The sequence below is a fragment of the Erythrobacter sp. JB3-1 genome, from assembly GCF_057364995.1.
In genome coordinates this window covers 2,919,531-2,942,349 of the sequence record NZ_CP200289.1, presented here as the reverse complement: position 1 = coordinate 2,942,349, position 22,819 = coordinate 2,919,531, and the positions used below count along the sequence as shown (strand labels likewise).

Genomic DNA, 22,819 nt, shown 5'->3' with positions numbered 1-22,819 from the left:
GTGCGGGTATGTCGGCGTTTGGCTAAAGTGATGATCTTTTCCTGACCCACATCCAGTCAATGATGCAAGTTAAGTGCCTTGCCGTAGGTCGCGAATTCCGGGTTTGCAGTTGGCCAGCGTTGAGAGCCAGAATCACCTGCTGTTGGGCCGCGAATCGGTTTCGACCCGATTCATGGAATTGGTCCAAGATTTTCTGAAATCCGGCTGAAAACCCGAAAAAAGCCCATTTTTCGCAAAAAAAGTGGCCGAAAACGAAAATTACAACGCTTTTTACAACGCTTTTACAACGCTCATTACAACGGTCGCCTGTCATCACGTGCCTTGAAGACGAGGCGCCCTGCCGGTGAGGTGTGGCTGATTGGTGAACGTACGATCCCGCCAATTGGTCACGCCTCATTGGGCCGCTCTCCTATATGGGCAGCAACCAAATGCGCCTCGTCTTGAATGTGAACAACACCAGCAAGACAGGGACATTACCCATGAAAAAGACACTTCTACTTTCGACCGCTGCCACAGCAACTTTGGCTGCGCTAAGCTTCCAACCCGCACCCGCGCAGGCGGAAACCTGCCTGCTCGACACCAATGGAGATGGCGATGCCGATACCAATGTCGATACCACTGGCGGTGCCACTGACGACAATGGTGATGATGACACGCTCGCTTGCGGAGTGGGCGCCGACGCATCGTCACTCAGGGGAACAGCGATTGGCGCAGACTCGGTTTCCACTGGGGGAAATTCAACGGCAATTGGCACTATCAGCCAAGCTACAAATGTACAAACCACTGCAGTAGGCGTTTCGGCAAACGCGAGCGGCGACAATTCGAGTGCATTCGGCGTTAACAGCCTCGCCTCTGGGTCTGGGTCTACAGCAATTGGCGTGGCTACGAGTGCTACGCAAACTGGCGCAACCGCCATCGGCGGAGACGGAGGCGATGCAGACATTCTGGGCGCGCAAGCGACTGATATTAATGCAACAGCCATTGGTTCAGATGCCGTGGCGAGCGATTTCGGCAGCACGGCGGTCGGAAGCCAAGCGATCGCCAGCGGCGATATTTCGACCGCAGTCGGCTCGAGCGCGACGGCCAGCGGTGATGCTGCAAGCGCTTTTGGTGAAAACGCCCTTGCGACCGGAAATCAATCGGTTGCTCTTGGCTCAGCATCCGAAGCGGTTGGATCCAACTCTATCGCAATTGGCGAGGCGGCCTTCGCAGATTCATTTTTAAGCACCGCAATTGGCAGCGAGGCTGCTGCGACCGCGGCCTCCGCAGTAGCGCTTGGTAACAATTCTGAGGCCAGCGGGACAGGAGCCATTGCTATCGGCGGCGAAGAGAACGGCGAAAACGGCTCAGGCGCGCAGGCAACCGGCGAAGGCGCTGTTGCTTTGGGCGCGAGTGCTGACGCCCTGTCAAACGACTCGATTGCAATCGGTCGCACTGCCAGCACAACCGCAAGTGGAGCGATTGCTATTGGGCTGGATGCAGCCGCAGAAGGCTCCGCGGCTGTAGCGCTCGGCGAGCGCTCATCTGCTTCCGGGACATTTGCGACAAGTGTCGGTTTGATCAGCAGCGCGACCGGGGACGGAGCATCTGCCTTTGGCGCGGGAGCCGATGCGACCGGCGGAACCTCTGTGGCAGTTGGCTTCAGTTCAGCCGCCAGCGCAACCGGCGCCACCGCCATTGGCGGCAATTTGGGTTCAGAAGGAGACCCTGGTGCACAGGCAACGGCTCAAGGCGCAACGGCAATTGGTGCGACAGCCCAGGCCACAGCCGAGCGCGCCACTGCTTTGGGCACGGGCGCCATTGCCAGTGCCACCGGTGCAATCGCGATTGGAACGGATGATGGTGGTGACGGCGCTGCAAACGCGTTGGAAGCGAATGCCATTGCGATTGGAACCTCTGCTTTCGCTTTTGGTGGCGATGCGGCTGTTGCGATTGGTTTCCGTACCATTGCGAGGGACGAAGGGGCGACCGCAATTGGCCAATTTGCGAATGCTGCCGGTGCGAGCAGCTTTGCCGGCGGCGAAAGCTCTGCAGCGCGAGGGGCTGCTTCAATCGCGATTGGCGGCCGGTCGCCGGAATCCGGAGAAGGCGGAGGTGCTAATGCAAGCGGGACTGACGCGATTGCGCTTGGGGCGAGTTCCGACACAACAAGGGACGGTGGAATCGCCTTTGGTGCGGGAGCCGCTAGTAATGGCTTGGATGCGGTGGCCGTGGGCAGGCGATCCCGCGCACAGCTTGAGGGCGCTACCGCGCTAGGAGTGGATGCGGATGCAACCGGTGTAGGTACCTTTGCCGGTGCCGCCAGAGCGCAGGCGACGGCTGCCGGCGCGGTTGCGCTGGGCGCGGATGCGGTGGCGAATGCTGAGGACAGCTTTGCCGGAGCTGTCAGAGCGCAGGCCTTAGGCGCATCGTCAGTTGCGTTAGGTGCGGATGCGGTTGCTCAGCAGGATAACGGCATTGCGATTGGTTCAGACGCGAGTGCAACGCGGGTGAGCGCTTTGGCAGTGGGTACGGGCGCTTTGGCCGAATCGGTGGGCGCAACTGCGCTGGGCGAGGGTGCTGTGGCGCGCGGCGATGATGCCTTTGCATTGGGTAACAGCACCTTTGCTCGCGGCGCGGAGGCAACGGCGATTGGCGGTAATGCCCGTGCAACCATTGCTGGTGCGATTGCTATCGGGGGTAGTTCTCGAGCGCAGGCTGCCGATGCACTGGCGCTAGGCAATGGTGCGTTTGTCAATCAGGAAGGCTCAACTGCGATCGGCGCAGGGGCGACCACAACAGCGGCCAACCAAGTGACGCTGGGCGGGACGGGTAGCTCGGTGCGGATCGGTGATATTGATGCAAGCACTACGGCTCAGCAGGGGCCAGTGGACGTCGTGACGGTGGATGCCAATGGCACTTTGGGCCGTCAGAGCGTTGCCACTGCTGCCTCGGTCGACAATGTCCGGGTAGCGCTGAACGCTGTTGCCCAAGTCTCGACCGCTCAGTTCGATGCTCTGTCAGGAAGGGTGCAAGACCTCAGCTTCCGTCTCGAAGACGTCAACGAAGGGCTGTCAGGCGGCATTGCAGCGGCCATCGCGATGGGCAACGCCCCCATTATTCCGGGCAAGAATTTCTCGGTATGGGTGAACGCCGCAACCTACAATGGTCAGCAAGGCTTTGCTGGATCAATCACGGGCGCGGTATCCGAAGGCGTCTATCTGTCGGCTGGTGTCGGCGGCAACACGGGCGACGGCGAGGTCAGTGGCCGCGTCGGTGTCGGATTTGGGTTCTGAGCTGGAATGATGCGCCGGTTCGATGGCGCGTGTGAAGAGATGATGATGGATGGTGGGGAGCGGGCCTTTGCCGAGGTTCGCTTCCCGCCAGAAAAGCGGACACTGATGTCTGAAATCGCGTCAGCTTAAGGCAGCCTTTGGCGGTCGGACATGGCAGCCATCAACACCACAACCGCAATCTAATCCCGGCTAAAACGCTGTGCGCCTGTGCGGGTGCAAAGAACCTTTGTTAAACGGCCGTTTGCGTCCAGTTTTTGAAGTTGGTTCGTGCCGATCCGGCGATAGCGTTCGCCCTTTTTGGCGCCTCGGGTAAAGGTCAGCACGCGGCCCTTTAGCAGGTATACGCCGCCGCCTTGCTCGCTGCTGTAGCTGGAGGCTGCGCCGAGGCGAAAGCCGGCATCCTCGATCACATCATAGGCCGCGCCGGTTGCATCGCCGGGCAGGGCGCATTGATAATTGCCCTGCGGCATGGTCGACAGCATACTGCCATCGCCGCTGGCCTGGCCTACTCCAGAGCCTGTGCCTGCGCCGGGATTTTGACTGCGCGCATGCGGGGCCATGGCTGCGATCGCCGCTGCAAAAGCCGTTATTCCTATGACATAGCGCATTTTCATTTGGCCCCGTTATCATGCGGCAAATGGGCGCACCACCACGTTTACCATGTGTTTGCCATAATCATGCCCAGCTTTACCTCGCCTGAAGCCTCGGCTATGCGCGCAGCCGCAAGGTTGCCCGATCATCGGGCGCGTACCCATTATTTCCGACAAGAAGGCCACAAGCCCCATGAAGATCAGCGGCGTCGATATCCGTCCCGGCAATATCATCGAGTATGAAAAAGGCATCTGGAAAGTTGCCAAGATCCAGCACACCCAGCCTGGCAAGGGCGGGGCCTATATGCAGGTGGAGATGAAGAACCTGCAGGACGGTCGCAAAACCAACGTCCGCTTCCGCAGCGCTGACACGGTTGAGAAGGTTCGCCTGGATACCTCGGACTATCAATTCCTCTATGAAGACGGCGATATGCTCGTCTTTATGGACCAGAAGAATTACGAGCAGATCATGCTGCCGTCCGATCTGCTGGGCGATGCGCGGCCGTTCCTGCAAGACGGGATGGAGGTCCAGCTGGAACTGTGGGAAGAAAAGCCGATTTCGGTTCAGTTGCCCAACCAGATTGAGGCTGAGATTGTTGAGGCCGATGCCGTGGTGAAGGGGCAGACCGCCTCGTCCAGCTATAAGCCTGCTGTGCTCGACAATGGCGTGCGCATCATGGTGCCGCCGCATATTGGCGCTGGCACACGCATCATCGTGGATGTCTACGAACAGACCTATGTCGGGAAAGCGGGCTAACTTCTCATGTCGATGTTTTCAGGTCTCATCCGCGTGATGGAGCGCGCCGCGCGCAAAGCGGGCGGGCGTTTGCGCCGTGATTTTGGCGAGGTGGAGCACCTTCAGGTGAGCCGCAAGGGCCCGGCAGACTTTGTCAGCAAGGCCGATATGCGCGCTGAGCGTACGCTGTATGACGAGCTGCTGAAGGCGCGGCCCGGTTGGGGCTTTGTGCTGGAAGAGGCGGGCATTATCGAGGGCGATCCCGATATGCCGCGCTGGATCATCGATCCCTTGGATGGGACCAGCAATTTCCTCCACGGCATTCCGCATTTTGCAATTTCGATAGCGGTACAGGAGCCGCGCCTGGGAGGGCCGGATGCGAAGGGCAATGCCTGGGGCGATGTGACCGCGGCGGTGATTTATCATCCGATCGAAGATCACACCTATTGGGCAGAGAAGACCCGCGGCGCATGGCTGCAGGATGCGCGCCTGCGCGTGTCGGGTCGTTCGCAGATGAGCGACGCCTTGATCGCGACCGGCATTCCGTTTGCGGGCCACGGCGATTTTGCCGAATGGAGCCGCATTTTCGGCGCCATCGGTCCAGAGGTCGCAGGGATCCGCCGCTTTGGCGCCGCGTCGCTTGACTTGGCCTATGTCGCGCAGGGGCGCTTTGATGGCTTCTGGGAAAGCGGGCTGAACGATTGGGACACGGCGGCAGGATGCTTGCTGATCCGCGAGGCGGGCGGCTTCGTCAGCGATTTTCGCGGTCGCTCCAGTCCGATCCATTCCCAGCAAGTGCTGGCCGCGAACAATGGCCTGCATTCTAAGCTGCATAAGCTGCTGGCGAATTCCCTGAAGTAAGGCTCTTGATGTGAGCGCGGGGCGCGGCTAACAGGCGCGCTTCACGCATGGTGTGCCCCTGTGGTGGAATTGGTAGACGCGCTCGACTCAAAATCGAGTTCCTAACGGAGTGCCCGTTCGAGTCGGGCCAGGGGCACCAAAATCTTTGATTTTGGTTTTTTGGTTTTGCGCACTGGCATCCGCCAGCGCGATATCCTCGCTCACGCGATCAAAGATCGCGTCGCTGCGGGCGGGCGTCTTTGTTGTCCTACCGCTTCGCTACTTGAGGACAGAGGGCCTTGCGGCGCTGCGCGCCGTGCTCCGCCACCAAGCTAGTGACAAAGCACCAAGCGTCATAGCACTAGGCTGCTGGCCGGGAATGGCTCGGTCCGCGACCAGCGGACCGCAAGGGCGCACGCCCGCCCGAGCTTATGCGAGGAAAGCCAAGGCGGACGGATGTCCGCCGCCCGGCGCTTGGAGTCGGAGCCGCAGGCGTAGACGGCGCGCAGCGCCAGCGCGTAAACAAATAACTCAGGCGTCGGGGCGCGAGATTGGTGGGAGGCACCAAGAGTCTTGGCGCAATCTCGATGGGGTGAGCCAAGAGGGGATGAGTTTTTGTTTTCCGCAGCACATCCGTGCTGCGATATCCTCGCTCACGCGCCTTTCAGGCGCATCGCTGCGGGCGGCCACAAGGGCCTTGCGGCGCTGCGCGCCGTGCTCCGCGACTAAGCCAGTGACAAAGCACCAAGCGTCATCGCGCGGGGTCGCTTGCTGGTAATGGACCGGTCAGCGATCAGAGAGCGTTGTTGCATTGATGTAACTTTGAACATGACGCAGAGACTACAATTCTAAAGAAAATTCAAAAAAACGTTGCGTTTCTTTAAGTTCACCTACAATTCGACAATCATGGCGGTTCAAGATGATAGACGCGAAATTGAGCAGATCGAACTTTTCGAGCTGTCTGCGCCCAACGACAAGAGTAGGTCAGGCACTGACGCAATACTGGAGCATAAAGCTGGCCCGATCGAATTTGAGTTGAAGAGTACGACGAAAGAAAGCGTGACGACAGTTAGGGACTTCAGTCAAGATCATATTGACAAGTGGGTAGGTAAGCACTGGCTTTTCGGTTTCTACACGCCGAGTGGAAACGCTCTGAGGTATACACGCTATGCATCGCCAAGCATGATGGCACCATGGATAGAGAGTAAGCGAAAATATATCGAAGTAGATTTTAAACTCGCTAAACTCGCACCGCAGAGGCTCACGCTCAGCGATCTTAATAATTGTGTCGGAGAAAAGACGAACTACACACTCGCCGACGCTCAATCTCTTCATAAGAAGCAATTGAGCAAGGGTGAATACTACGACTTCATGGACCGCGAAGCAGGTTTTTCACCTGAGCGTATGCTGGAGCTATTGAGAATGCGTTGCGGCTATGTTTTGCAGCGCGGCAGTACGCTTAATAATCCACATATTCCCAAAGCCACACTGGAGAAATTTCCTAAAATCACCGACCGTCACGCGCAAGTGCTACGCGATTTGGTGAATCAATCTCTGAAAAGTTGATCCGCCACACTATTGGCAAGGGCGTATGCTACCGGAGGGCAAACTGAATTCCCTATCAGTCCCAGGCGTTGATATACTGCTCCAACAAATTTCCAATCTAGTGGAAATCCCTGTAGAATTTGGCATTCCTCGACACAGAGCCGATAAGTCTGGTTTTTCGTTGGGAAAGCCGCTGCTATTGATCGACTAGGCGATACGCCGTGGGGCCAAATTCCTAGGTCGGCCCACTTACTTACTGAAGCAGTGCTGTTGGCAACGGAGGTTGTTTGACGAGGTCCAGTAAGTGTGCAGCGAAGCGTCGGGGCGGGGCCATCTTTGCCACACATCCGAAGACCCAGTGCGCTTCGAACGCCACGAGAAGTGGCGCTTTTTCGTATAAGGCTAGGATCGAACGTTCGCCCAATTTTGCGCTTAGCTCCGACAATAATCGCTCGTCTTCGATCTTGGGGGACGCCGAAATCCTTTGAAGATAGAACGAAAGTGGAGAGCTGGTAGGATTCGCTGATCTTACCAAACAATTTCTCCCGATATGTCGCGAAATTCGAGGAGAGGAAGCCCAGTACGTTCTCGGCCACGAAAACGTCTGGATTAATTTCTTCGACCGCCCGTAGAAAGTCTGGAAACATATCACGTTGGTCATTACTTCCCTTGCGCCGACCGGCAATTGAAAATGGCTGGCAAGGAGGGCCGCCATGCAACAAATCGACTTTGCCTCTGTAGTTACTCCAATCGATTTGGGTAACATCACCAAGAGAGCCCGCAACCACCGTCCAATCTGGCCTGTTAGCTCGGATGGTGTCGCCTGCGAATTCGAGCACGTCATACGATGCAGTATGGCTGAAGCCCGCTCGGTCGAAGCCGAGATCCAAACCACCACCTCCACTAAACAAGGACAGCGTACGTATGCCATTGCTGGTAAGTTGGGGCATATCTAGAGTTGGATCGTATGCAATCGTTAGCGGTATATCCGGCTCTTGCGCGGCCCGTTTGTTGGCCTCTTTTCGCGCTAATTGTGATTGGCGTGATAATCGAGCGTACTCTTCGCGTCGCTCGTCCGATATTTCCCATGGAATATGTTTTGCCACATGCATAACGTATACTATGATTCAATAGTCGGCGTTCCACAAGTGTTCTTGCTGTAAATTTTGGGGTTAATCAACCAATTTGGACCTTTTTGTCTCCTTCCCTTGACCCCCGCGCCACCCCCCGCTAAAAGCGCGCTCATCCGAGGCGTGCTGCGTGCACACCCCGGCCAAATAGAGCTGAACATTGCCGGTTAAGTCCCGGAGGCCTCGCTCGCTTGAGCTAGGCCTTTTCTATTTGCTCTTCCGACGTTTGTTATCCTGAAACGAGTTCAGGATGACAGCTTTGCGGGAGGGTTGGGGCGGCCGTCAAAGTAACCCGGTGCTTTGTTACCGGGTGGAGTGTTTCAGTTTGTTTCTGCGCACCGCGTGGGCGGCCCGTCATGCTTCGACAGGCTCAGCACGAACGGGCCGCTTGAACGAACTTCACTTCATCCGACCAGCCAAGTGCCTGCCTCAGCGGCCAGGACCGAGCCCCTTCATGCGGAAGTGGGAACCGGTTCCGCGCCCGGAAGGGGCGTCCTGATCCGGTAATCCCGCCGGATCAGAATAAAAGGTGAAGGTATTCAATGCCTACGATTAACCAGCTGGTCCGCAAGGGCCGCGTTCCGCAGAAGGCCAAGTCCAAGGTCCCTGCGATGGAAGCAAACCCGCAAAAGCGCGGCGTTTGCACACGCGTTTATACAACGACGCCAAAGAAGCCGAACTCCGCTCTGCGTAAGGTTGCCAAGGTGCGCCTGACGAACCAGCGCGAAGTCATCTCCTACATTCCGGGCGAAGGCCACAACCTCCAGGAGCACAGCGTTGTGCTGATCCGTGGCGGCCGTGTGCGCGATCTTCCCGGTGTGCGTTACCACGTCCTGCGCGGCGTGCTCGACACACAAGGGGTCAAGGACCGCAAGCAGAGCCGTTCGAAGTACGGCGCGAAGCGTCCGAAGTAAGGTTTAACGCGGCGGCGGCCCACTCCCGCACCCGGATACCCTATCAGAGGTATTCTTTGGGTGGCCGGGTGGGGGAGTGGGCCGGTGCCGCAGGACGCTCACGGATGTGAGCGGCCACTCCGAAGGAGTTAAGAAATATGTCACGTCGTCGTAGGCCCGAAAAGCGGGTTATCTTGCCGGATCCCAAGTTTGGTGATCAGGTTTTGTCGAAGTTCATGAATAACCTGATGCTGGACGGTAAGAAGTCCACTGCAGAAGGTATTGTTTATTCAGCGCTTGATACGGTTGAGGCGAAGGCCAAGACCGATCCGCTTCAGGTTTTCCATGATGCGATCAACAACATCAAGCCGCAGGTCGAAGTGCGCAGCCGCCGTGTTGGTGGTGCGACGTACCAGGTTCCTGTCGAAGTGCGTCCAGAGCGCGCTCAGGCACTGGCGCTGCGTTGGATGATCTCGGCTGCTCGCGGTCGTCCGGAAACCACCATGAGCGCGCGCCTTTCTGGTGAGTTGATGGATGCGGCTAACAACCGCGGCAATGCGGTGAAGAAGCGTGAAGATACGCACCGGATGGCTGACGCCAACCGCGCGTTCTCGCATTATCGCTGGTAATCTGGCGCTGGTAACATGGGTGGCGGTAGGACTTACCGCTGTCATAAACGTCACTATATGGGGGTGACATTGGTTCACCCCCACAAACCTATCCGAGGAATTTGATATGGCCCGCGAGTATCCGCTGGAGCGCTATCGCAATATCGGCATCATGGCTCACATCGATGCTGGTAAGACGACTACGACCGAACGCATCCTGTATTACACCGGAAAGTCCTACAAAATTGGCGAAGTGCATGATGGCGCTGCGACCATGGACTGGATGGAGCAAGAACAAGAGCGCGGCATCACGATTACGTCCGCTGCGACGACCTGTTTCTGGAACCCAGAAGATCCGACGATGGATCCTATGAGCGACCCGAAAGAGCTGCGTAAGACACCTGAGCACCGGATCAACATCATCGATACTCCGGGCCACGTTGACTTCACGATTGAAGTTGAACGTTCGCTGCGCGTGCTTGATGGCGCGGTTGCCTGCTTCGACGGCGTGGCTGGGGTGGAGCCTCAGTCCGAAACCGTATGGCGCCAAGCCGACAAGTATAAAGTACCAAGAATGTGCTTTATCAACAAATTGGACCGCACCGGCGCCGACTTTAAGTACTGCGTGAACTCGATCATCGAGCGTCTCGGTGCGACACCGGCTGTGCTGTATCTGCCAATCGGTATCGAAGCTGATCTTACGGGTCTGGTTGACCTGGTGAACCAGCGTTCGATCACTTGGAAGAACGAAGATCTCGGCGCAGAATACGTCTATGGCGAGATTCCAGCGGACATGGCCGATGAAGCGGCTGAATACCGTGAGAAGCTGATCGAGCTTGCTGTTGAGCAAGACGATGACGTGATGGAAGCGTATCTAGAAGGCAACGAGCCTGACGCGGTTACGCTGAAGAAGCTCATCCGTAAGGGTACGCTCAACCAGAGCTTCGTTCCTGTGCTTTGCGGCAGTGCGTTTAAGAACAAGGGCGTTCAGCCTTTGCTCGACGCGGTTGTCGACTACATGCCGAGCCCGCTCGACGTGGAAGCGATTAAGGGTGTTAAGCCTGATTCTGAAGAAGAAGATCTCGCGCGCATCCGACGATGCTGTGCCGTTCGCGGCGCTTGCGTTTAAGGTTATGAACGATCCATTCGTTGGCTCGCTGACTTTTACCCGCATCTATTCCGGTGAGCTGACAAAGGGCACCGTCTTGAACTCTGTGAAGGGCAAGAAGGAAAAGATCGGCCGTATCCTCGAAATGCACTCCAATGACCGTAAGGACATCGAAGAAGCATTCGCGGGCGATATCGTCGCATTGGCCGGCATGAAGGCGACCACCACTGGTGATACGCTTTGCGATCCAGCGCACCCGATCATTCTTGAGCGGATGGAATTCCCGGATCCAGTTATCGAACTCTCTGTGGAGCCGAAGACCAAGGCTGACCAAGAGAAGATGGGCGTTGCGCTCAATCGCTTGGCTGCTGAAGATCCAAGCTTCCGCGTTACGACTGACCACGAAAGCGGTCAGACGATCATCAAGGGCATGGGCGAGCTTCACCTCGACATTCTCGTCGACCGGATGAAGCGCGAGTTCAAAGTTGAAGCTAACGTTGGTGCGCCTCAGGTGGCATATCGCGAGAGCTTGGGCCGTGAAATCAACGTCGATTACACCCACAAGAAGCAATCGGGTGGTACCGGGCAGTTTGCTCGTGCCAAAGCGACCTTCACTCCGGGTGAGCGCGGTCAGGGCATCGTGTTCGAGGACAGCATTAAGGGCGGTAATATTCCTAAGGAATACATCCCATCGCTTGAGAAGGGCATCCGTGAGCAAGCCGACAGTGGCTATCTCATTGGCTTCCCAATCATCGACTTCACGATCCACCTCACAGATGGTGCGTTCCACGATGTCGACTCGTCCACCGTGGCGTTTGAAATCTGCGGTAAGGGCGCAATGCGCGAAGCAGCAGAGCGTGGCGGTATCAAACTGCTTGAACCAGTGATGAAGGTTGAGGTTGTTACTCCTGAAGAGTATCTCGGCGACGTCATCGGCGATCTCAACAGCCGCCGCGGTCAGATCCAAGGCACAGATAGCCGGGGCAATGCCCAAGCTGTCGAAGCAATGGTTCCGCTCGCAAACATGTTCGGTTACGTGAACGAGCTTCGCTCATTCAGCCAGGGCCGTGCGCAATACTCCATGCAGTTCAGTCACTACGACGAAGTGCCGGCGAGTGTTGCACAGGAAGTCAAAGAGAAGCTTGCTTAAGCTGATCGCAGGGGCTAGGGGCTGCGCCTGATTCAGCGGGCGCGCCTTTTCCCCGTAGGAATTCAATTTAGATAGAAGGTTTATACGAGACATGGCGAAGGAAAAATTCGAGCGGAACAAGCCGCACTGCAACATCGGCACCATTGGTCACGTTGACCATGGTAAAACCACTCTGACTGCAGCGATCACCAAAGTGATGGCTGAAGCTTCAGGCGGCGAAGCCGTTGACTTTGCAAACATCGATAAGGCTCCGGAAGAGCGCGAGCGCGGGATCACGATCTCGACCGCTCACGTTGAATACGAAACCGAAGCACGTCACTACGCACACGTCGACTGCCCAGGCCACGCTGACTATGTTAAAAACATGATCACTGGTGCGGCGCAAATGGACGGCGCGATCCTGGTTGTGAACGCAGCCGACGGTCCAATGCCACAAACTCGCGAGCACATCCTGCTTGCGCGTCAAGTTGGTGTTCCGGCTCTGGTTGTTTACATGAACAAGGTTGACCAGGTCGACGACGAGGAAATCCTCGAACTCGTCGAAATGGAAGTTCGTGAACTGCTCAGCGAGTATGGCTTTGACGGCGACAATATCGCCATCACCAAGGGCTCAGCTCTTGCTGCTCTGGAAGGCCGTGACGAAGCAATCGGCGCTGAGTCGATCAAGGCTCTGATGGCGTCTGTTGACGAGCACATCCCACAGCCAGACCGTCCAGTGGATCAGGACTTCCTGATGCCAATCGAGGACGTGTTCTCGATCTCTGGTCGCGGTACTGTTGTAACCGGCCGTGTTGAAACCGGTAAGGTCAATGTTGGTGACGAAGTTGAAATCGTCGGCATCAAAGACACCGCCAAGACAACCGTTACCGGCGTTGAAATGTTCCGCAAGCTGCTCGACTCGGGCGAAGCTGGCGACAACATCGGCGCACTGATCCGCGGCGTTGGCCGTGAAGAAGTTGAGCGTGGTCAGGTTCTTTGTAAGCCTGGTTCGGTTAGCCCGCACACCGAATTCGAAGCGAACGTTTACGTTCTTTCGAAGGATGAGGGTGGCCGTCACACGCCATTCTTCGCAAACTACCGTCCACAATTCTACTTCCGCACCACCGACGTGACCGGCGAAGTGATCCTCCCAGAGGGCACCGAGATGGTAATGCCGGGTGATGACGTGACGATCAACGTTAAGCTGATCGCTCCAATCGCTATGGACCAAGGTCTTCGCTTCGCGATCCGCGAAGGCGGCCGTACCGTTGGTTCGGGCGTGGTTGCTAAGATCACCAAGTAAGCGTTTCGCGCCTCTCACGTTTCGCGCCTCTCACGGGGTGCAGCGATAAAGAGTGGCCCGGTTCTCAATGTGAGAGCCGGGCCCTTTTTATGTGAGGTGAGCTGCGCGTCTGGCGCGCCCAAATGCATGCTTTTGAGAGGCGGTTTTTTATGACCGCAATTCAGGGGTTGCCACAGGGCGGGTCTCTCCGTATACGCGCCTCCACAGGCCGAGGATCTCGTTCGCGGCAACGCAATTTTATAAGGCCGCCCGTTCCGGGAAATCCGGAGAACAGCGGGGCGGGCCTTTTTCTTTTTTGAGAGGCGTAAAAACCTCTTTGGCTCTTTCGCATTGGTACAGGTAATGGAAGCTCAGAATATCCGTATTCGCCTTAAGGCGTTCGACCACCGCGTTCTCGACCAGGCAACTGGCGAAATCGCTGAAACAGCACGTCGTACGGGTGCTCTTATTCGTGGCCCCATTCCTATGCCAACGCGCATTGAGAAGTTCACCGTGAACCGCGGCCCGCACATCGACAAGAAGTCGCGCGAGCAGTTCGAGGTGCGCACCTTCAAGCGGTTGCTCGATATCGTGCAGCCTAACGCTCAGACTGTCGATGCTTTGATGAAGCTTGATCTGGCTGCTGGCGTAAATGTTGAGATTAAGCTCGCTTAATCTACTGCCCTGCGTTAGTGGGGCGAGGTCTTCGGTACGGACCATCATAAACTGACCGAGAGTTTTGGGGCCCTTATGGCCCCGCTAGCATTCTCCCAAAGCGGAAAATGCCAGCAAGACATAGGGATACCGCCGGTATTGTCTTCGGACTACGCCGGGTCTGCGTCCCCCGTCTCGCTCAACCGGCCATGTGGCTGTGCGAGCATTCAGCCCGGACGGGGCGATGCATAAAATTTGGGTTGAATGGATCTGTCTGTTTTGGGCGGGTTCGCAAGCACTTTGGGATGGGCCCTGAGTGCCTCTGTTTAGGAGTTTTGACGATGCGCACTGGCGTGATCGCAAAGAAAGTCGGGATGACCCGCCTGTTCCAGGACGATGGACGTCACGTTCCCGTGACCGTTCTCGCACTGGAAGATTGCCAGGTTGTCTCGCACCGCACCGCAGAGCGTGATGGCTATTTCGCTGTCCAGCTCGGCGCAGGTACTGCGAAACAAAAGAATGTAGCTAAGCCACAGCGTGAGCATTTCGCGAAAGCGGAAGTCGCGCTGAAGAAGCAGGTTGCTGAATTCCGGGTCGAAAGCGAAGAGGGCCTTGTCCCTGTCGGCGCTACTATCAGCGCTGATCACTTCCTGGCTGGTCAAAAGGTCGACATCACTGGTCACACTCAGGGTAAAGGCTTTGCTGGCGCCATGAAGCGTTGGGGCTTCGGCGGTTTGCGCGCCACCCACGGTGTTTCGATCTCTCACCGTTCGCACGGTTCGACGGGTAACCGTCAGGATCCGGGCCGCGTGTTTAAGGGTAAGAAGATGGCTGGTCACATGGGTGACCGTCAGCGTACCCAGCAAAACCTCGAAGTTGTCCGTACGGACGCTGAGCGTGGTTTGCTCTTCATCAAGGGTTCGGTCCCTGGTTCGAAGAATGGCTGGTTGCTGGTTCGCGACGCTGTGAAGCTCGCAATGCCGAACGATCTTCCGTTCCCGGGCGCCGTTATTGAAACTGCTGCGCCAGCCGCTGAAGCAGCTGCGCCGGTTGAGGCTGCTGCTGACACCCCTGCTGCTGAGGCCGAAGCGCCTGCAGCCGATGAAAACAAGGAGGGCTGAGACCATGAAAGTCAAAGTCCAGAAAATCGACGGGAAGGCTTCGGGCGACATCACTCTTAATGATGATGTGTTCGGCGTAACTCCGCGAGCCGACATTCTGCACCGGGTTGTGACCTGGCAGCTGGAAAATCGCCGCGGAACCGCTCGTCCAACGCGTGAGCGTTCGGATGTGGCTCGCACCGGTAAGAAGTTCGGCGCGCAAAAGGGTTCAGGTGGCGCTCGTCACGGTGCTCGTTCTGCTCCGATCTTCATCGGTGGTGGTAAAGCCCACGGTGCACGCAAGCGTGACTTCAACCAGTCGCTGAACAAGAAAATTCGCGCACTCGGCCTTAAGATGGCTCTATCCAGCAAGGCTAAGGACGGCTTGGTCGTTCTCGACAGCCTGGCGATGAAAGAAGCTAAGACCAAGGTGCTCAAAGGGCACCTCGAAAAGGCTGGTTGGGCTGGCAAGGTGTTGGTTATCGACGGCGACAGCATTGACGACGGCTTCAAGAAGGCCGCTGGCAACCTGCCAGGTATCAATGTGATGCCGGCAGCCGGCGCGAATGTTTATGACATTTTGAACCACGACACGCTGGTCCTCACCAAGGATGCTGTCGAAAAGCTGGAGGCGCGCTTCAATGGCTAAAAAGCAAGAAGTTGATGCCCGTCACTATGACGTGATCTTGGCCCCGCACATCACCGAGAAGTCGACACTTCTTTCGGAGAACAATGCGGTGGTTTTCAAGGTGGCACTTGATGCGACCAAGTCGCAGATCAAAGAGGCGGTTGAAGCGATCTACGACAAGAAGGTCACTTCGGTTAACACCATCGTGACCAAGGGCAAGACCAAGCGCTGGAAGGGTAAACCTTACAAGCGCATCGACGTGAAAAAAGCGATCGTTACCCTCGTTGAGGGTGAAATGATCGATATCACTAGCGGTATCTGAGGCGGATCATGGCACTCAAGAATTATAAACCGACAAGCCCCGCACGTCGCGGCCTTATCCTTGTCGACAAGACCAGCCTCTGGAAGGGCAAGCCGGTCAAGTCGCTCACGGAAGGCAAGCGTAAGTCCGGCGGCCGGAACAACAAAGGTCATGTCACCTCGCGTGGCATTGGCGGCGGTCACAAGCAAAAGTACCGCTTCATCGATTTCAAACGTCGGAAGTGGGATGTTCCTGCAACCGTCGAACGGATCGAATATGACCCGAACCGTACGGCTTTCATCGCGCTTCTGAAATATGAGGACGGCGAGCAAGCTTACATCCTGTGCCCTCAGCGTCTCGATGTTGGTGCAACGGTTGTAGCTGGTGAGAAGACCGATACGAAGCCTGGCAACGCCATGCTTCTGGGTCAGATGCCGGTTGGTACGATCTGCCACAACGTTGAGATGAAGCCGGGCAAGGGCGGTCAAATCGCTCGCTCTGCTGGTGCTTATGTCCAGCTGGTCGGCCGTGACCGCGGCATGGTCATCGCGCGCCTGAACTCTGGTGAGCAGCGTTACCTGCGGGCTGACTGCATGGGTACGGTTGGTGCAGTGTCGAACCCTGACAACCAAAACCAAAACCTGGGCAAGGCCGGTCGCCGGCGTTGGATGGGCATTAAGCCGCTGACGCGTGGTGTCGCTAAGAACCCTGTCGATCACCCCCACGGTGGTGGTGAAGGCCGGACTTCGGGCGGTCGTCACCCGGTTACCCCATGGGGCAAGCCGACCAAGGGTGCACGTACTCGCAAAAACAAGCAGACGGATAAGATGATTATCCGTTCGCGCCACGCCAAGAAGAAGAGGTAAGACACGATGGCACGTTCCGTCTGGAAAGGTCCTTTCGTCGAGCTCAGCCTTCTGAAGAAGGCGGAGGACGCACAAGAGGCAGGCAACAGCAAGCCGATCAAAACCTGGTCGCGTCGCTCTACGATTTTGCCGCAATTCGTCGGTCTGACGTTCAACGTCTATAATGGCCACAAGTTCATCCCGGTCTCGGTTTCCGAGGAAATGGTCGGGCACAAGCTTGGTGAGTTTTCGCCTACGCGGACATTCCCTGGCCACGCTGCCGACAAGAAGGGTAAGCGCTAATGGGCAAGGCAAAGTCACCTCGCCGTGTTGCTGATAACGAGGCTTTGGCCGTCGGCACCTCCATTCGTGGTTCCGCGCAAAAGCTGAACCTCGTGGCGCAGCAAATTCGCGGCAAGAAGGTCGAAGAGGCTCTTAACATCCTCACCTTCTCGAAGAAGGCAATGGCCAAGGATGCGACGAAAGTTCTCGCATCGGCGATCGCTAACGCGGAAAACAACCACAATCTCGACGTCGACGCGCTCGTCGTTGCTGAGGCTTCGGTCGGTAAAGCGATTACCATGAAGCGGTTCCACACACGTGGCCGTGGTAAATCGACCCGCATCCTGAAACCGTTCAGCAAGCTGCGCATCGTAGTTCGCGAAGAGGAAGAGGCGTAAGATGGGTCAGAAGAGTAATCCGATCGGTCTGCGCTTGCAGATCAACCGTACTTGGGACAGTCGCTGGTACGCCGAAGGGCGTGACTACGCGAGCCTGCTCAAGGAAGACATTGAGATCCGCAAGTTCATCATCAAGTCGCTGCCACAAGCTGCGATTTCCAAGGTGGTGATCGAGCGTCCAGCCAAGCTTTGCCGCATTTCGATCTATGCTGCCCGTCCCGGTGTTATCATCGGTAAGAAGGGTGCGGACATCGAGAAGCTGCGCGCCAAGCTGGCGACGATGACCTCGAGCGAAGTGAAGCTGAACATCGTTGAGATCCGCAAGCCGGAAATCGATGCGAAGCTCGTTGCTCAAGGCGTTGCTGATCAGCTCATTCGCCGTGTGGCTTTCCGCCGTGCGATGAAGCGCGCCGTTCAGTCCGCTCTGCGTCTCGGCGCAGAAGGCATCAAGATCACATGTGGTGGCCGTTTGGGCGGTGCAGAGATTGCGCGCGTTGAATGGTACCGTGAAGGCCGTGTGCCGCTGCACACACTGCGCGCCAACATCGATTATGCCGAAACCGAAGCGCTTACCGCTTACGGGATCATCGGCATTAAGTGCTGGATCTTCAAAGGCGAGATCCTCGCTCACGATCCAACTGCGCAGGATCGCCTGATGATGGAAGCTCAGACTTCCGGCGTCCGGCCGGCTCGCTGAGGTAGGTAGAGACAATGCTGCAACCGAAGAAAACCAAGTATCGCAAGGCCTTTAAGGGCAAGATCAAAGGCGACGCCAAAGGCGGCACGACTTTGAACTTTGGCTCCTATGGCCTGAAGGCTCTCGAGCCTGAGCGGATCACCGCGCGTCAGATCGAAGCGGCTCGCCGAGCGATCACGCGTCACATGCGCCGTCAAGGTCGCCTCTGGATCCGTGTGTTCCCTGATGTGCCAGTGTCCAAGAAGCCTGCCGAAGTTCGTCAGGGTAAGGGCAAGGGCTCCGTTGAATTCTGGGCTGCTCGCGTAAAGCCGGGCCGCATCCTGTTCGAACTCGACGGTGTCCCAGGCAAGATCGCTGCGGAAGCGTTTGAGCGTGCGGCCATGAAGCTGCCAATCAAGACCAAGGTCGTTGCTCGTTTGGGCGACACCTCTCACCTGGGAGGCAAATGATGGCTAAAGGTAGTATCGCTGTCGAAGATCTTCGCACCAAGACCGACGATCAACTCTCGGCTGAGCTCACCGAGCTGAAGCGTGAGCAGTATAATCTGCGGTTCCAGGCTGCAACCAACCAGCTCGAAGCTCCAGCTCGGATCAAGCAAGTGCGCCGCACAATTGCTCAGATCAAGACGCTGCAGAACGAGCGCGCAGCAGCCGCTGCGAAGGCTTAAGGAGTAGACAATGCCAAAACGTATTCTGATCGGCTCTGTCACCTCCGACAAGACCGACAAGACCGTGACCGTGAAGGTCGAACGTAAGGTGAAGCACCCGCTGTATGGGAAGATCATCCGTCGTTCGAAGAAGTATCACGCTCACGACGAAAAGAACGAATTTGCCGTTGGTGATGTTGTGCGGATCGAGGAGACGAAACCGATCTCCAAGACCAAGACCTGGATCGTAAAAGACCGGGTTACCGCAGGCGGTACCCAGGCGGTCGAAGCTGATCTCGATGTCGAGGCAGCCGGTAACTGATTGAATTGATCCTCGCCTTGGCGAGGACACGCGTAGGAACTGCCGGACTGGTTTCGGCAAGCCAATGAGAAGGAAACGGATCAATGATCCAGATGCAATCCAATCTCGACGTCGCGGACAACAGCGGCGCAAAGCGCGTCCAGTGCATTAAAGTGCTGGGCGGGTCTAAGCGCCGGTTTGCCTCCGTGGGCGACGTGATCGTGGTTTCCGTCAAGGAAGCTCAGCCACGCGCTAAGGTGAAGAAGGGCGATGTTCATCGCGCTGTCATCGTGCGCACGAAGAAGGACGTTCGCCGCCCAGACGGCAGCGTGATCCGCTTCGACAGCAATGCCGCTGTACTGGTCAACAAGAGCGAAGAGCCAATCGGTACTCGTATCTTTGGCCCAGTGGTCCGCGAACTTCGCGGCCGCGGCTTCATGAAGATCATCAGCCTTGCGCCGGAGGTGCTCTAATGGCCGCTGCTAAGATCAAGAAGGGCGACAGCGTCGTTGTGCTTTCGGGCAAGGACAAGGGCCGCACCGGCACTGTCCAAAAGGTCATGCCAAAAGATGGCAAGGTCGTTGTCGAAGGCATCAACGTGGCTGCCCGCCACCGCAAACCAAGCCAGCAAAACCCGCAAGGTGGCATCGATCGCTTTGAAGCACCGATGAACATCTCCAAGGTTGCATTGGCTGATCCGAAGGATGGCAAGCCAACCCGCGTCCGTTTCGAAGAAAAGGACGGCAAGAAGGTTCGCGTTGCTGTGAAGAGTGGAGAGACCATCGATGGCTGATGCATACACTCCGCGCCTGAAGGCGAAGTATGACGAGCAGATCGTCAAGGCGATGACCGAGAAGTTCGGTTATAAAAACCGTCTTGAAGTTCCTAAGATCGCAAAGATCACACTCAACATGGGTGTGGGCGAGGCGAGCCAGGACAAAAAGAAAGTTCAAATCGCAGCTGAAGAAATGACCCTGATCGCAGGCCAAAAGCCTGTGATCACTAAGGCGAAGAAATCAATCGCTCAGTTTAAACTGCGCGAAGGCATGCCAATTGGTTGCAAGGTTACCCTGCGCCGTGACCGCATGTATGAATTCCTCGACCGTCTGGTCACCGTTGCAATGCCACGCATCCGCGACTTTCGCGGGCTGAACGCTAAGTCGTTCGACGGCCGCGGCAATTACGCAATGGGCCTCAAGGAGCAAATCGTGTTCCCTGAGATCAGCTACGACAAGATCGATACGGTGCGCGGCATGGATATCATTGTCACCACCACCGCAAAGACTGACGAGGAGGCACGCGAATTGCTGCGTCTGCTCGGCTTCCCTTTCCAGGGTGAAGCCAATCCGTCTGAAGAAAAGGCGGCAGCGTGAGCTGCGCGTCGCAACGACTAGAGAAGAGAGCTTAAGTCCAATGGCGAAACTGAGTTCGATCAATAAGAATGAGCGTCGTAAGAAGCTCGTTAAGAAGTACGCAGACAAGTACGCTAAGCTGAAGGCGATTTCGAAGGACACTTCACTCGACGAGAGTGAACGTCTGGTAGCGCGCCTGAAGATGGCGGAACTCCCGCGCAACGGGAACCCAACGCGGGTTCGCAATCGCTGCGCGACCACCGGCCGCCCACGCGGCTACTACCGCAAGTTCGGCATCAACCGCATTGAATTGCGGAATCTTGGTAACAAGGGTCTGATCCCTGGCCTTACCAAGTCGAGCTGGTGAGGAGCTGATAGATGGCTATGACCGATCCATTGGGTGATATGCTCACCCGCATTCGCAACGGACAGCAGGCAAAGAAGGATTCCGTTCTTTCGCCAGCGTCTAAGCTGCGTGCAAACGTTCTCGAAGTGCTTCAGCGCGAAGGCTACATCCGTGGCTACAGCGAAGACACCTCGGGCAAGCACCCGGCGCTGCGGATTGAGTTGAAATATTTCGAAGGCGAGCCTGCTATCAAGCACGTAAGCCGCGTCTCTAAGCCTGGCCGCCGCGTCTATTCGGGTTCGAAAGAACTTCCGACTGTTCGCAACGGCCTTGGTATCACCATCGTCTCGACACCGCGTGGTGTGCTTTCGGATAACGAAGCACGCGATAGCAACGTCGGCGGCGAAGTGCTGGCGGAGGTGTTCTGATGAGCCGTATTGGCAAAAAAGCTGTCGCCATCCCCAGTGGGGTGACCGCCAGCATTGAGAATGGCACGCTGAGCGTGAAGGGCCCAAAGGGCACTCTCACGATGGGCCTGTCTGAGCACATCAGCTACACGGTTGAAGGTGACGAGATCCAAGTTAAGCCTGCGAACGACACCAAACTGGCTCGCTCGTTCTGGGGTATGCACCGTACATTGGTGTCTAACCTGGTAGAGGGCGTCACCGAAGGCTTCACCAAGACGCTTGAGATTTCAGGTGTTGGTTATCGTGCGAAGGCTCAGGGCAAGTCCTTGAAGCTGGAACTTGGCTTCAGCCACGATGTGAACATCGATGTGCCTGAAGGTCTCGAAGTGAAGACGCCTGATCAGACCACGGTTGAGATTTCCGGTATGGACAAGCAGGCCGTTGGCCAGCTTGCTGCTGAAATTCGCCGCTGGCGTAAGCCTGAGCCTTACAAAGGCAAGGGTATCAAGTATCGCGGCGAGTATGTCTTCCGCAAGGAAGGGAAGAAGAAGTAAGATGGCTAAGCTTTCCCTGTTTGAACGCCGCCGCCGCCGGGTGCGCACCGCACTGCGGACGCGTGCTGGCGATCGTCCTCGCTTGTCGGTGCACCGCACTGGTCGTCACATCTATGCTCAGATCATCAATGATGCTGATGGCCGCACTGTGGCTGCCGCATCTACTCTGGGTGGCAAGAAGTCTGGCGCAAATGTCGATGCCGCTGCTCAAGTGGGCAAGGATATCGCTGCTGCCGCCAAGAAGGCTGGCGTGACCACTGTCGTGTTTGATCGCGGCGGGTTCCTGTTTCATGGCCGCGTGAAAGCGCTGGCCGATGCCGCTCGCGAAGGCGGGCTGGAGTTCTGATGATGGCTGACGACAAGAAAACTGAAGCGCCTGCTGAAGAGGCCAAGACCGAAGAAACTGCAGCACCTGCAGTGGAAGCGGCTCCGGCTGCTGAAGAAGCGAAACCTGAAGAAGCGGCTGCTCCGGCAGAAGCGGCTCCAGCGGAAGCGCCTGCAGAAGCTCCGGCAAAAACCGATGCTCCTCAACAACGCGAAGGCCGCGGACGTGGCCGTGGCGGCGACAATCGCGGCGGTGGCCGTGGTCGCGGTGGCCGTGACAATCGTCGCGGTAAGCGTGAAGAGGAAGATGATGGCATCATCGAGAAGCTGGTGCACATCAACCGCGTCTCTAAAACGGTGAAGGGTGGTAAGCGTTTTGGCTTTGCTGCACTCGTCGTTGTTGGTGACGGCGCGGGCCGCGTTGGCTTTGGTCACGGTAAGGCTCGCGAAGTTCCAGAGGCGATTACCAAAGCAACCGCAGCCGCCCGTAAGAAGATGGTTCGCGTTCCGCTTAAAGAAGGCCGCACTCTGCACCATGACGCTAAGGGCCGTTTTGGCGCTGGCAAGGTGACCGTGCGTACAGCACCTCCGGGTACCGGCATCATTGCTGGTGGTCCGATGCGTGCCGTCTTTGAAAGCCTGGGCGTTGCAGACGTTGTGACCAAATCGGTCGGTTCGTCCAACCCCTATAACATGATCCGCGCTACCTTCGACGCGCTGACCAATCAGACTTCGCCGAAGTCTGTCGCTCAGCGCCGGGGCAAGAAGGTCGCCGACCTTCTGGGCCGTGGTGGTTCAAGCGAGGTGGAAGCAGAAGCTGAAGCCGCGGCGATTGTGGAGTAAGACCA

29 protein-coding genes, 1 tRNA gene and 1 pseudogene are annotated in these 22,819 nt (G+C 57.0%); 29 read left to right on the top strand and 2 right to left on the bottom strand.

Features of this window, described 5'->3' with window-relative positions:
* Nucleotides 1–479: 479 nt before the first annotated feature.
* On the top strand, nucleotides 480–3,275 hold the full coding sequence (locus tag AC0V6M_RS14060) for a hypothetical protein (protein WP_486139409.1): 2,796 nt from the start codon (nucleotides 480–482) through the stop codon (nucleotides 3,273–3,275).
* 6 nt (nucleotides 3,276–3,281) lie between these two features.
* Nucleotides 3,282–3,404 (top strand): hypothetical protein, encoded by a 123-nt coding sequence (locus AC0V6M_RS14055; protein ID WP_486139408.1) that lies wholly within the window; start codon nucleotides 3,282–3,284, stop codon nucleotides 3,402–3,404.
* 50 nt (nucleotides 3,405–3,454) lie between these two features.
* Here AC0V6M_RS14055 and AC0V6M_RS14050 read toward each other — a convergent pair whose 3' ends face one another.
* Nucleotides 3,455–3,883, bottom strand: a complete 429-nt coding sequence (locus AC0V6M_RS14050; protein ID WP_486139407.1) for an elongation factor P — start codon at nucleotides 3,881–3,883, stop codon at nucleotides 3,455–3,457.
* A gap of 175 nt (nucleotides 3,884–4,058) precedes the next feature.
* Here AC0V6M_RS14050 and efp point away from each other — a divergent pair, with 175 nt between their 5' ends.
* From efp to AC0V6M_RS14030, 4 genes are all read left to right on the top strand, one after another.
* Entirely contained in the window at nucleotides 4,059–4,622 is a 564-nt protein-coding gene (gene efp / locus AC0V6M_RS14045; protein ID WP_472644960.1) for an elongation factor P, read from the top strand.
* Between the two features lie 6 nt (nucleotides 4,623–4,628).
* Nucleotides 4,629–5,462: an inositol monophosphatase family protein gene (locus tag AC0V6M_RS14040; protein WP_486139406.1), complete on the top strand. Its 834-nt coding sequence runs from the start codon at nucleotides 4,629–4,631 to the stop codon at nucleotides 5,460–5,462.
* Nucleotides 5,463–5,516: 54 nt separating this feature from the next.
* A tRNA-Leu gene (locus AC0V6M_RS14035) sits at nucleotides 5,517–5,601 on the top strand.
* A 710-nt stretch (nucleotides 5,602–6,311) separates the two neighbouring features.
* Entirely contained in the window at nucleotides 6,312–7,007 is a 696-nt protein-coding gene (locus tag AC0V6M_RS14030) for a hypothetical protein (protein ID WP_486139405.1), read from the top strand.
* Here the strand turns inward: AC0V6M_RS14030 and AC0V6M_RS14025 are convergent.
* Nucleotides 6,989–8,092, bottom strand: a complete 1,104-nt coding sequence (locus tag AC0V6M_RS14025; RefSeq protein ID WP_486139403.1) for a DNA cytosine methyltransferase — start codon at nucleotides 8,090–8,092, stop codon at nucleotides 6,989–6,991. The genes AC0V6M_RS14030 and AC0V6M_RS14025 overlap by 19 nt on opposite strands.
* Before the next feature lie 566 nt (nucleotides 8,093–8,658).
* Here AC0V6M_RS14025 and rpsL point away from each other — a divergent pair.
* From rpsL to rpsE, 23 genes and pseudogenes are all read left to right on the top strand, one after another.
* Nucleotides 8,659–9,030, top strand: coding sequence for a 30S ribosomal protein S12 (gene rpsL / locus AC0V6M_RS14020; RefSeq protein ID WP_115366484.1), 372 nt, complete (start codon nucleotides 8,659–8,661; stop codon nucleotides 9,028–9,030).
* A gap of 137 nt (nucleotides 9,031–9,167) precedes the next feature.
* Nucleotides 9,168–9,638, top strand: coding sequence for a 30S ribosomal protein S7 (gene rpsG / locus AC0V6M_RS14015; RefSeq protein ID WP_472639005.1), 471 nt, complete (start codon nucleotides 9,168–9,170; stop codon nucleotides 9,636–9,638).
* 106 nt (nucleotides 9,639–9,744) lie between these two features.
* Nucleotides 9,745–11,875 (top strand): annotated as a pseudogene (fusA, locus tag AC0V6M_RS14010) (elongation factor G).
* Nucleotides 11,876–11,966: 91 nt separating this feature from the next.
* Complete coding sequence (gene tuf / locus AC0V6M_RS14005; RefSeq protein WP_486139402.1) at nucleotides 11,967–13,157, top strand: elongation factor Tu; 1,191 nt, start codon at nucleotides 11,967–11,969, stop codon at nucleotides 13,155–13,157.
* Nucleotides 13,158–13,499: 342 nt separating this feature from the next.
* Nucleotides 13,500–13,811, top strand: coding sequence for a 30S ribosomal protein S10 (gene rpsJ, locus AC0V6M_RS14000; RefSeq protein ID WP_086436159.1), 312 nt, complete (start codon nucleotides 13,500–13,502; stop codon nucleotides 13,809–13,811).
* A gap of 320 nt (nucleotides 13,812–14,131) precedes the next feature.
* Complete coding sequence (rplC, locus tag AC0V6M_RS13995) at nucleotides 14,132–14,911, top strand: 50S ribosomal protein L3 (protein ID WP_486139401.1); 780 nt, start codon at nucleotides 14,132–14,134, stop codon at nucleotides 14,909–14,911.
* A 4-nt stretch (nucleotides 14,912–14,915) separates the two neighbouring features.
* Complete coding sequence (rplD, locus tag AC0V6M_RS13990; RefSeq protein WP_486139400.1) at nucleotides 14,916–15,539, top strand: 50S ribosomal protein L4; 624 nt, start codon at nucleotides 14,916–14,918, stop codon at nucleotides 15,537–15,539.
* On the top strand, nucleotides 15,532–15,840 hold the full coding sequence (locus tag AC0V6M_RS13985) for a 50S ribosomal protein L23 (RefSeq protein ID WP_486139399.1): 309 nt from the start codon (nucleotides 15,532–15,534) through the stop codon (nucleotides 15,838–15,840). The genes rplD and AC0V6M_RS13985 overlap by 8 nt, the downstream gene beginning before the upstream one ends.
* Nucleotides 15,841–15,848: 8 nt before the next feature.
* Nucleotides 15,849–16,685: a 50S ribosomal protein L2 gene (gene rplB / locus AC0V6M_RS13980; protein WP_486139398.1), complete on the top strand. Its 837-nt coding sequence runs from the start codon at nucleotides 15,849–15,851 to the stop codon at nucleotides 16,683–16,685.
* 6 nt (nucleotides 16,686–16,691) lie between these two features.
* Nucleotides 16,692–16,967: a 30S ribosomal protein S19 gene (rpsS, locus tag AC0V6M_RS13975; protein ID WP_486139397.1), complete on the top strand. Its 276-nt coding sequence runs from the start codon at nucleotides 16,692–16,694 to the stop codon at nucleotides 16,965–16,967.
* Nucleotides 16,967–17,344, top strand: coding sequence for a 50S ribosomal protein L22 (gene rplV / locus AC0V6M_RS13970; protein ID WP_472644968.1), 378 nt, complete (start codon nucleotides 16,967–16,969; stop codon nucleotides 17,342–17,344). The genes rpsS and rplV overlap by 1 nt, the downstream gene beginning before the upstream one ends.
* A 1-nt stretch (nucleotide 17,345) precedes the next feature.
* A complete protein-coding gene (rpsC, locus tag AC0V6M_RS13965) occupies nucleotides 17,346–18,041 on the top strand; it encodes a 30S ribosomal protein S3 (protein WP_486139396.1) in 696 nt (231 codons plus the stop codon).
* A 14-nt stretch (nucleotides 18,042–18,055) separates the two neighbouring features.
* Nucleotides 18,056–18,490 carry a 50S ribosomal protein L16 gene (gene rplP / locus AC0V6M_RS13960; RefSeq protein WP_472644970.1) on the top strand — a complete coding sequence of 145 codons (435 nt, stop codon included), beginning with the start codon at nucleotides 18,056–18,058 and terminating at the stop codon, nucleotides 18,488–18,490.
* The gene (rpmC, locus tag AC0V6M_RS13955; RefSeq protein WP_472638992.1) at nucleotides 18,487–18,708 is read left to right on the top strand and encodes a 50S ribosomal protein L29; all 222 of its coding nucleotides are present in this window, start codon (nucleotides 18,487–18,489) and stop codon (nucleotides 18,706–18,708) included. Before rplP ends, rpmC begins: the two co-directional genes overlap by 4 nt.
* Before the next feature lie 10 nt (nucleotides 18,709–18,718).
* Nucleotides 18,719–19,009 (top strand): 30S ribosomal protein S17, encoded by a 291-nt coding sequence (gene rpsQ / locus AC0V6M_RS13950; RefSeq protein WP_472638991.1) that lies wholly within the window; start codon nucleotides 18,719–18,721, stop codon nucleotides 19,007–19,009.
* Nucleotides 19,010–19,092: 83 nt separating this feature from the next.
* Nucleotides 19,093–19,461 carry a 50S ribosomal protein L14 gene (gene rplN / locus AC0V6M_RS13945; RefSeq protein ID WP_010411138.1) on the top strand — a complete coding sequence of 123 codons (369 nt, stop codon included), beginning with the start codon at nucleotides 19,093–19,095 and terminating at the stop codon, nucleotides 19,459–19,461.
* The gene (rplX, locus tag AC0V6M_RS13940) at nucleotides 19,461–19,781 is read left to right on the top strand and encodes a 50S ribosomal protein L24 (protein WP_472644974.1); all 321 of its coding nucleotides are present in this window, start codon (nucleotides 19,461–19,463) and stop codon (nucleotides 19,779–19,781) included. Before rplN ends, rplX begins: the two co-directional genes overlap by 1 nt.
* The gene (gene rplE, locus AC0V6M_RS13935) at nucleotides 19,774–20,361 is read left to right on the top strand and encodes a 50S ribosomal protein L5 (RefSeq protein ID WP_486139395.1); all 588 of its coding nucleotides are present in this window, start codon (nucleotides 19,774–19,776) and stop codon (nucleotides 20,359–20,361) included. The genes rplX and rplE overlap by 8 nt, the downstream gene beginning before the upstream one ends.
* A 40-nt stretch (nucleotides 20,362–20,401) precedes the next feature.
* Entirely contained in the window at nucleotides 20,402–20,707 is a 306-nt protein-coding gene (gene rpsN / locus AC0V6M_RS13930) for a 30S ribosomal protein S14 (protein WP_472638988.1), read from the top strand.
* 11 nt (nucleotides 20,708–20,718) lie between these two features.
* A complete protein-coding gene (rpsH, locus tag AC0V6M_RS13925) occupies nucleotides 20,719–21,114 on the top strand; it encodes a 30S ribosomal protein S8 (protein ID WP_486139394.1) in 396 nt (131 codons plus the stop codon).
* On the top strand, nucleotides 21,114–21,647 hold the full coding sequence (gene rplF, locus AC0V6M_RS13920; protein ID WP_486139393.1) for a 50S ribosomal protein L6: 534 nt from the start codon (nucleotides 21,114–21,116) through the stop codon (nucleotides 21,645–21,647). Before rpsH ends, rplF begins: the two co-directional genes overlap by 1 nt.
* Nucleotide 21,648: 1 nt before the next feature.
* Nucleotides 21,649–21,993 (top strand): 50S ribosomal protein L18, encoded by a 345-nt coding sequence (gene rplR / locus AC0V6M_RS13915; RefSeq protein ID WP_472638986.1) that lies wholly within the window; start codon nucleotides 21,649–21,651, stop codon nucleotides 21,991–21,993.
* Nucleotides 21,993–22,814, top strand: a complete 822-nt coding sequence (gene rpsE, locus AC0V6M_RS13910; RefSeq protein ID WP_486139392.1) for a 30S ribosomal protein S5 — start codon at nucleotides 21,993–21,995, stop codon at nucleotides 22,812–22,814. The genes rplR and rpsE overlap by 1 nt, the downstream gene beginning before the upstream one ends.
* The last annotated feature ends 5 nt before the right edge of the window (nucleotides 22,815–22,819 follow it).

Excerpts from the sequence above, each read along its gene's own strand:
- tuf (WP_486139402.1), top strand. The coding sequence starts at position 11,967 with ATGGCGAAGGAAAAATTCGAGCGGAACAAGCCGCACTGCAACATCGGC.
- rpsL (WP_115366484.1), top strand. The coding sequence starts at position 8,659 with ATGCCTACGATTAACCAGCTGGTCCGCAAGGGCCGCGTTCCGCAGAAG.
- rplR (WP_472638986.1), top strand. The coding sequence starts at position 21,649 with ATGGCTAAGCTTTCCCTGTTTGAACGCCGCCGCCGCCGGGTGCGCACC.
- rpsC (WP_486139396.1), top strand. The coding sequence starts at position 17,346 with ATGGGTCAGAAGAGTAATCCGATCGGTCTGCGCTTGCAGATCAACCGT.
- efp (WP_472644960.1), top strand. The coding sequence starts at position 4,059 with ATGAAGATCAGCGGCGTCGATATCCGTCCCGGCAATATCATCGAGTAT.
- rplD (WP_486139400.1), top strand. The coding sequence starts at position 14,916 with ATGAAAGTCAAAGTCCAGAAAATCGACGGGAAGGCTTCGGGCGACATC.
- AC0V6M_RS14055 (WP_486139408.1), top strand. The coding sequence starts at position 3,282 with ATGATGCGCCGGTTCGATGGCGCGTGTGAAGAGATGATGATGGATGGT.
- AC0V6M_RS13985 (WP_486139399.1), top strand. The coding sequence starts at position 15,532 with ATGGCTAAAAAGCAAGAAGTTGATGCCCGTCACTATGACGTGATCTTG.
- rpsG (WP_472639005.1), top strand. The coding sequence starts at position 9,168 with ATGTCACGTCGTCGTAGGCCCGAAAAGCGGGTTATCTTGCCGGATCCC.
- rplB (WP_486139398.1), top strand. The coding sequence starts at position 15,849 with ATGGCACTCAAGAATTATAAACCGACAAGCCCCGCACGTCGCGGCCTT.
- rplP (WP_472644970.1), top strand. The coding sequence starts at position 18,056 with ATGCTGCAACCGAAGAAAACCAAGTATCGCAAGGCCTTTAAGGGCAAG.
- rplC (WP_486139401.1), top strand. The coding sequence starts at position 14,132 with ATGCGCACTGGCGTGATCGCAAAGAAAGTCGGGATGACCCGCCTGTTC.
- AC0V6M_RS14040 (WP_486139406.1), top strand. The coding sequence starts at position 4,629 with ATGTCGATGTTTTCAGGTCTCATCCGCGTGATGGAGCGCGCCGCGCGC.
- rpsN (WP_472638988.1), top strand. The coding sequence starts at position 20,402 with ATGGCGAAACTGAGTTCGATCAATAAGAATGAGCGTCGTAAGAAGCTC.
- rplN (WP_010411138.1), top strand. The coding sequence starts at position 19,093 with ATGATCCAGATGCAATCCAATCTCGACGTCGCGGACAACAGCGGCGCA.
- rpsJ (WP_086436159.1), top strand. The coding sequence starts at position 13,500 with ATGGAAGCTCAGAATATCCGTATTCGCCTTAAGGCGTTCGACCACCGC.
- rplX (WP_472644974.1), top strand. The coding sequence starts at position 19,461 with ATGGCCGCTGCTAAGATCAAGAAGGGCGACAGCGTCGTTGTGCTTTCG.
- rpsS (WP_486139397.1), top strand. The coding sequence starts at position 16,692 with ATGGCACGTTCCGTCTGGAAAGGTCCTTTCGTCGAGCTCAGCCTTCTG.
- rplF (WP_486139393.1), top strand. The coding sequence starts at position 21,114 with ATGAGCCGTATTGGCAAAAAAGCTGTCGCCATCCCCAGTGGGGTGACC.
- rplE (WP_486139395.1), top strand. The coding sequence starts at position 19,774 with ATGGCTGATGCATACACTCCGCGCCTGAAGGCGAAGTATGACGAGCAG.
- rpsQ (WP_472638991.1), top strand. The coding sequence starts at position 18,719 with ATGCCAAAACGTATTCTGATCGGCTCTGTCACCTCCGACAAGACCGAC.
- rpmC (WP_472638992.1), top strand. The coding sequence starts at position 18,487 with ATGATGGCTAAAGGTAGTATCGCTGTCGAAGATCTTCGCACCAAGACC.
- rplV (WP_472644968.1), top strand. The coding sequence starts at position 16,967 with ATGGGCAAGGCAAAGTCACCTCGCCGTGTTGCTGATAACGAGGCTTTG.
- rpsE (WP_486139392.1), top strand. The coding sequence starts at position 21,993 with ATGATGGCTGACGACAAGAAAACTGAAGCGCCTGCTGAAGAGGCCAAG.
- AC0V6M_RS14060 (WP_486139409.1), top strand. The coding sequence starts at position 480 with ATGAAAAAGACACTTCTACTTTCGACCGCTGCCACAGCAACTTTGGCT.
- rpsH (WP_486139394.1), top strand. The coding sequence starts at position 20,719 with ATGGCTATGACCGATCCATTGGGTGATATGCTCACCCGCATTCGCAAC.
- AC0V6M_RS14050 (WP_486139407.1), bottom strand. The coding sequence starts at position 3,883 with ATGCGCTATGTCATAGGAATAACGGCTTTTGCAGCGGCGATCGCAGCC.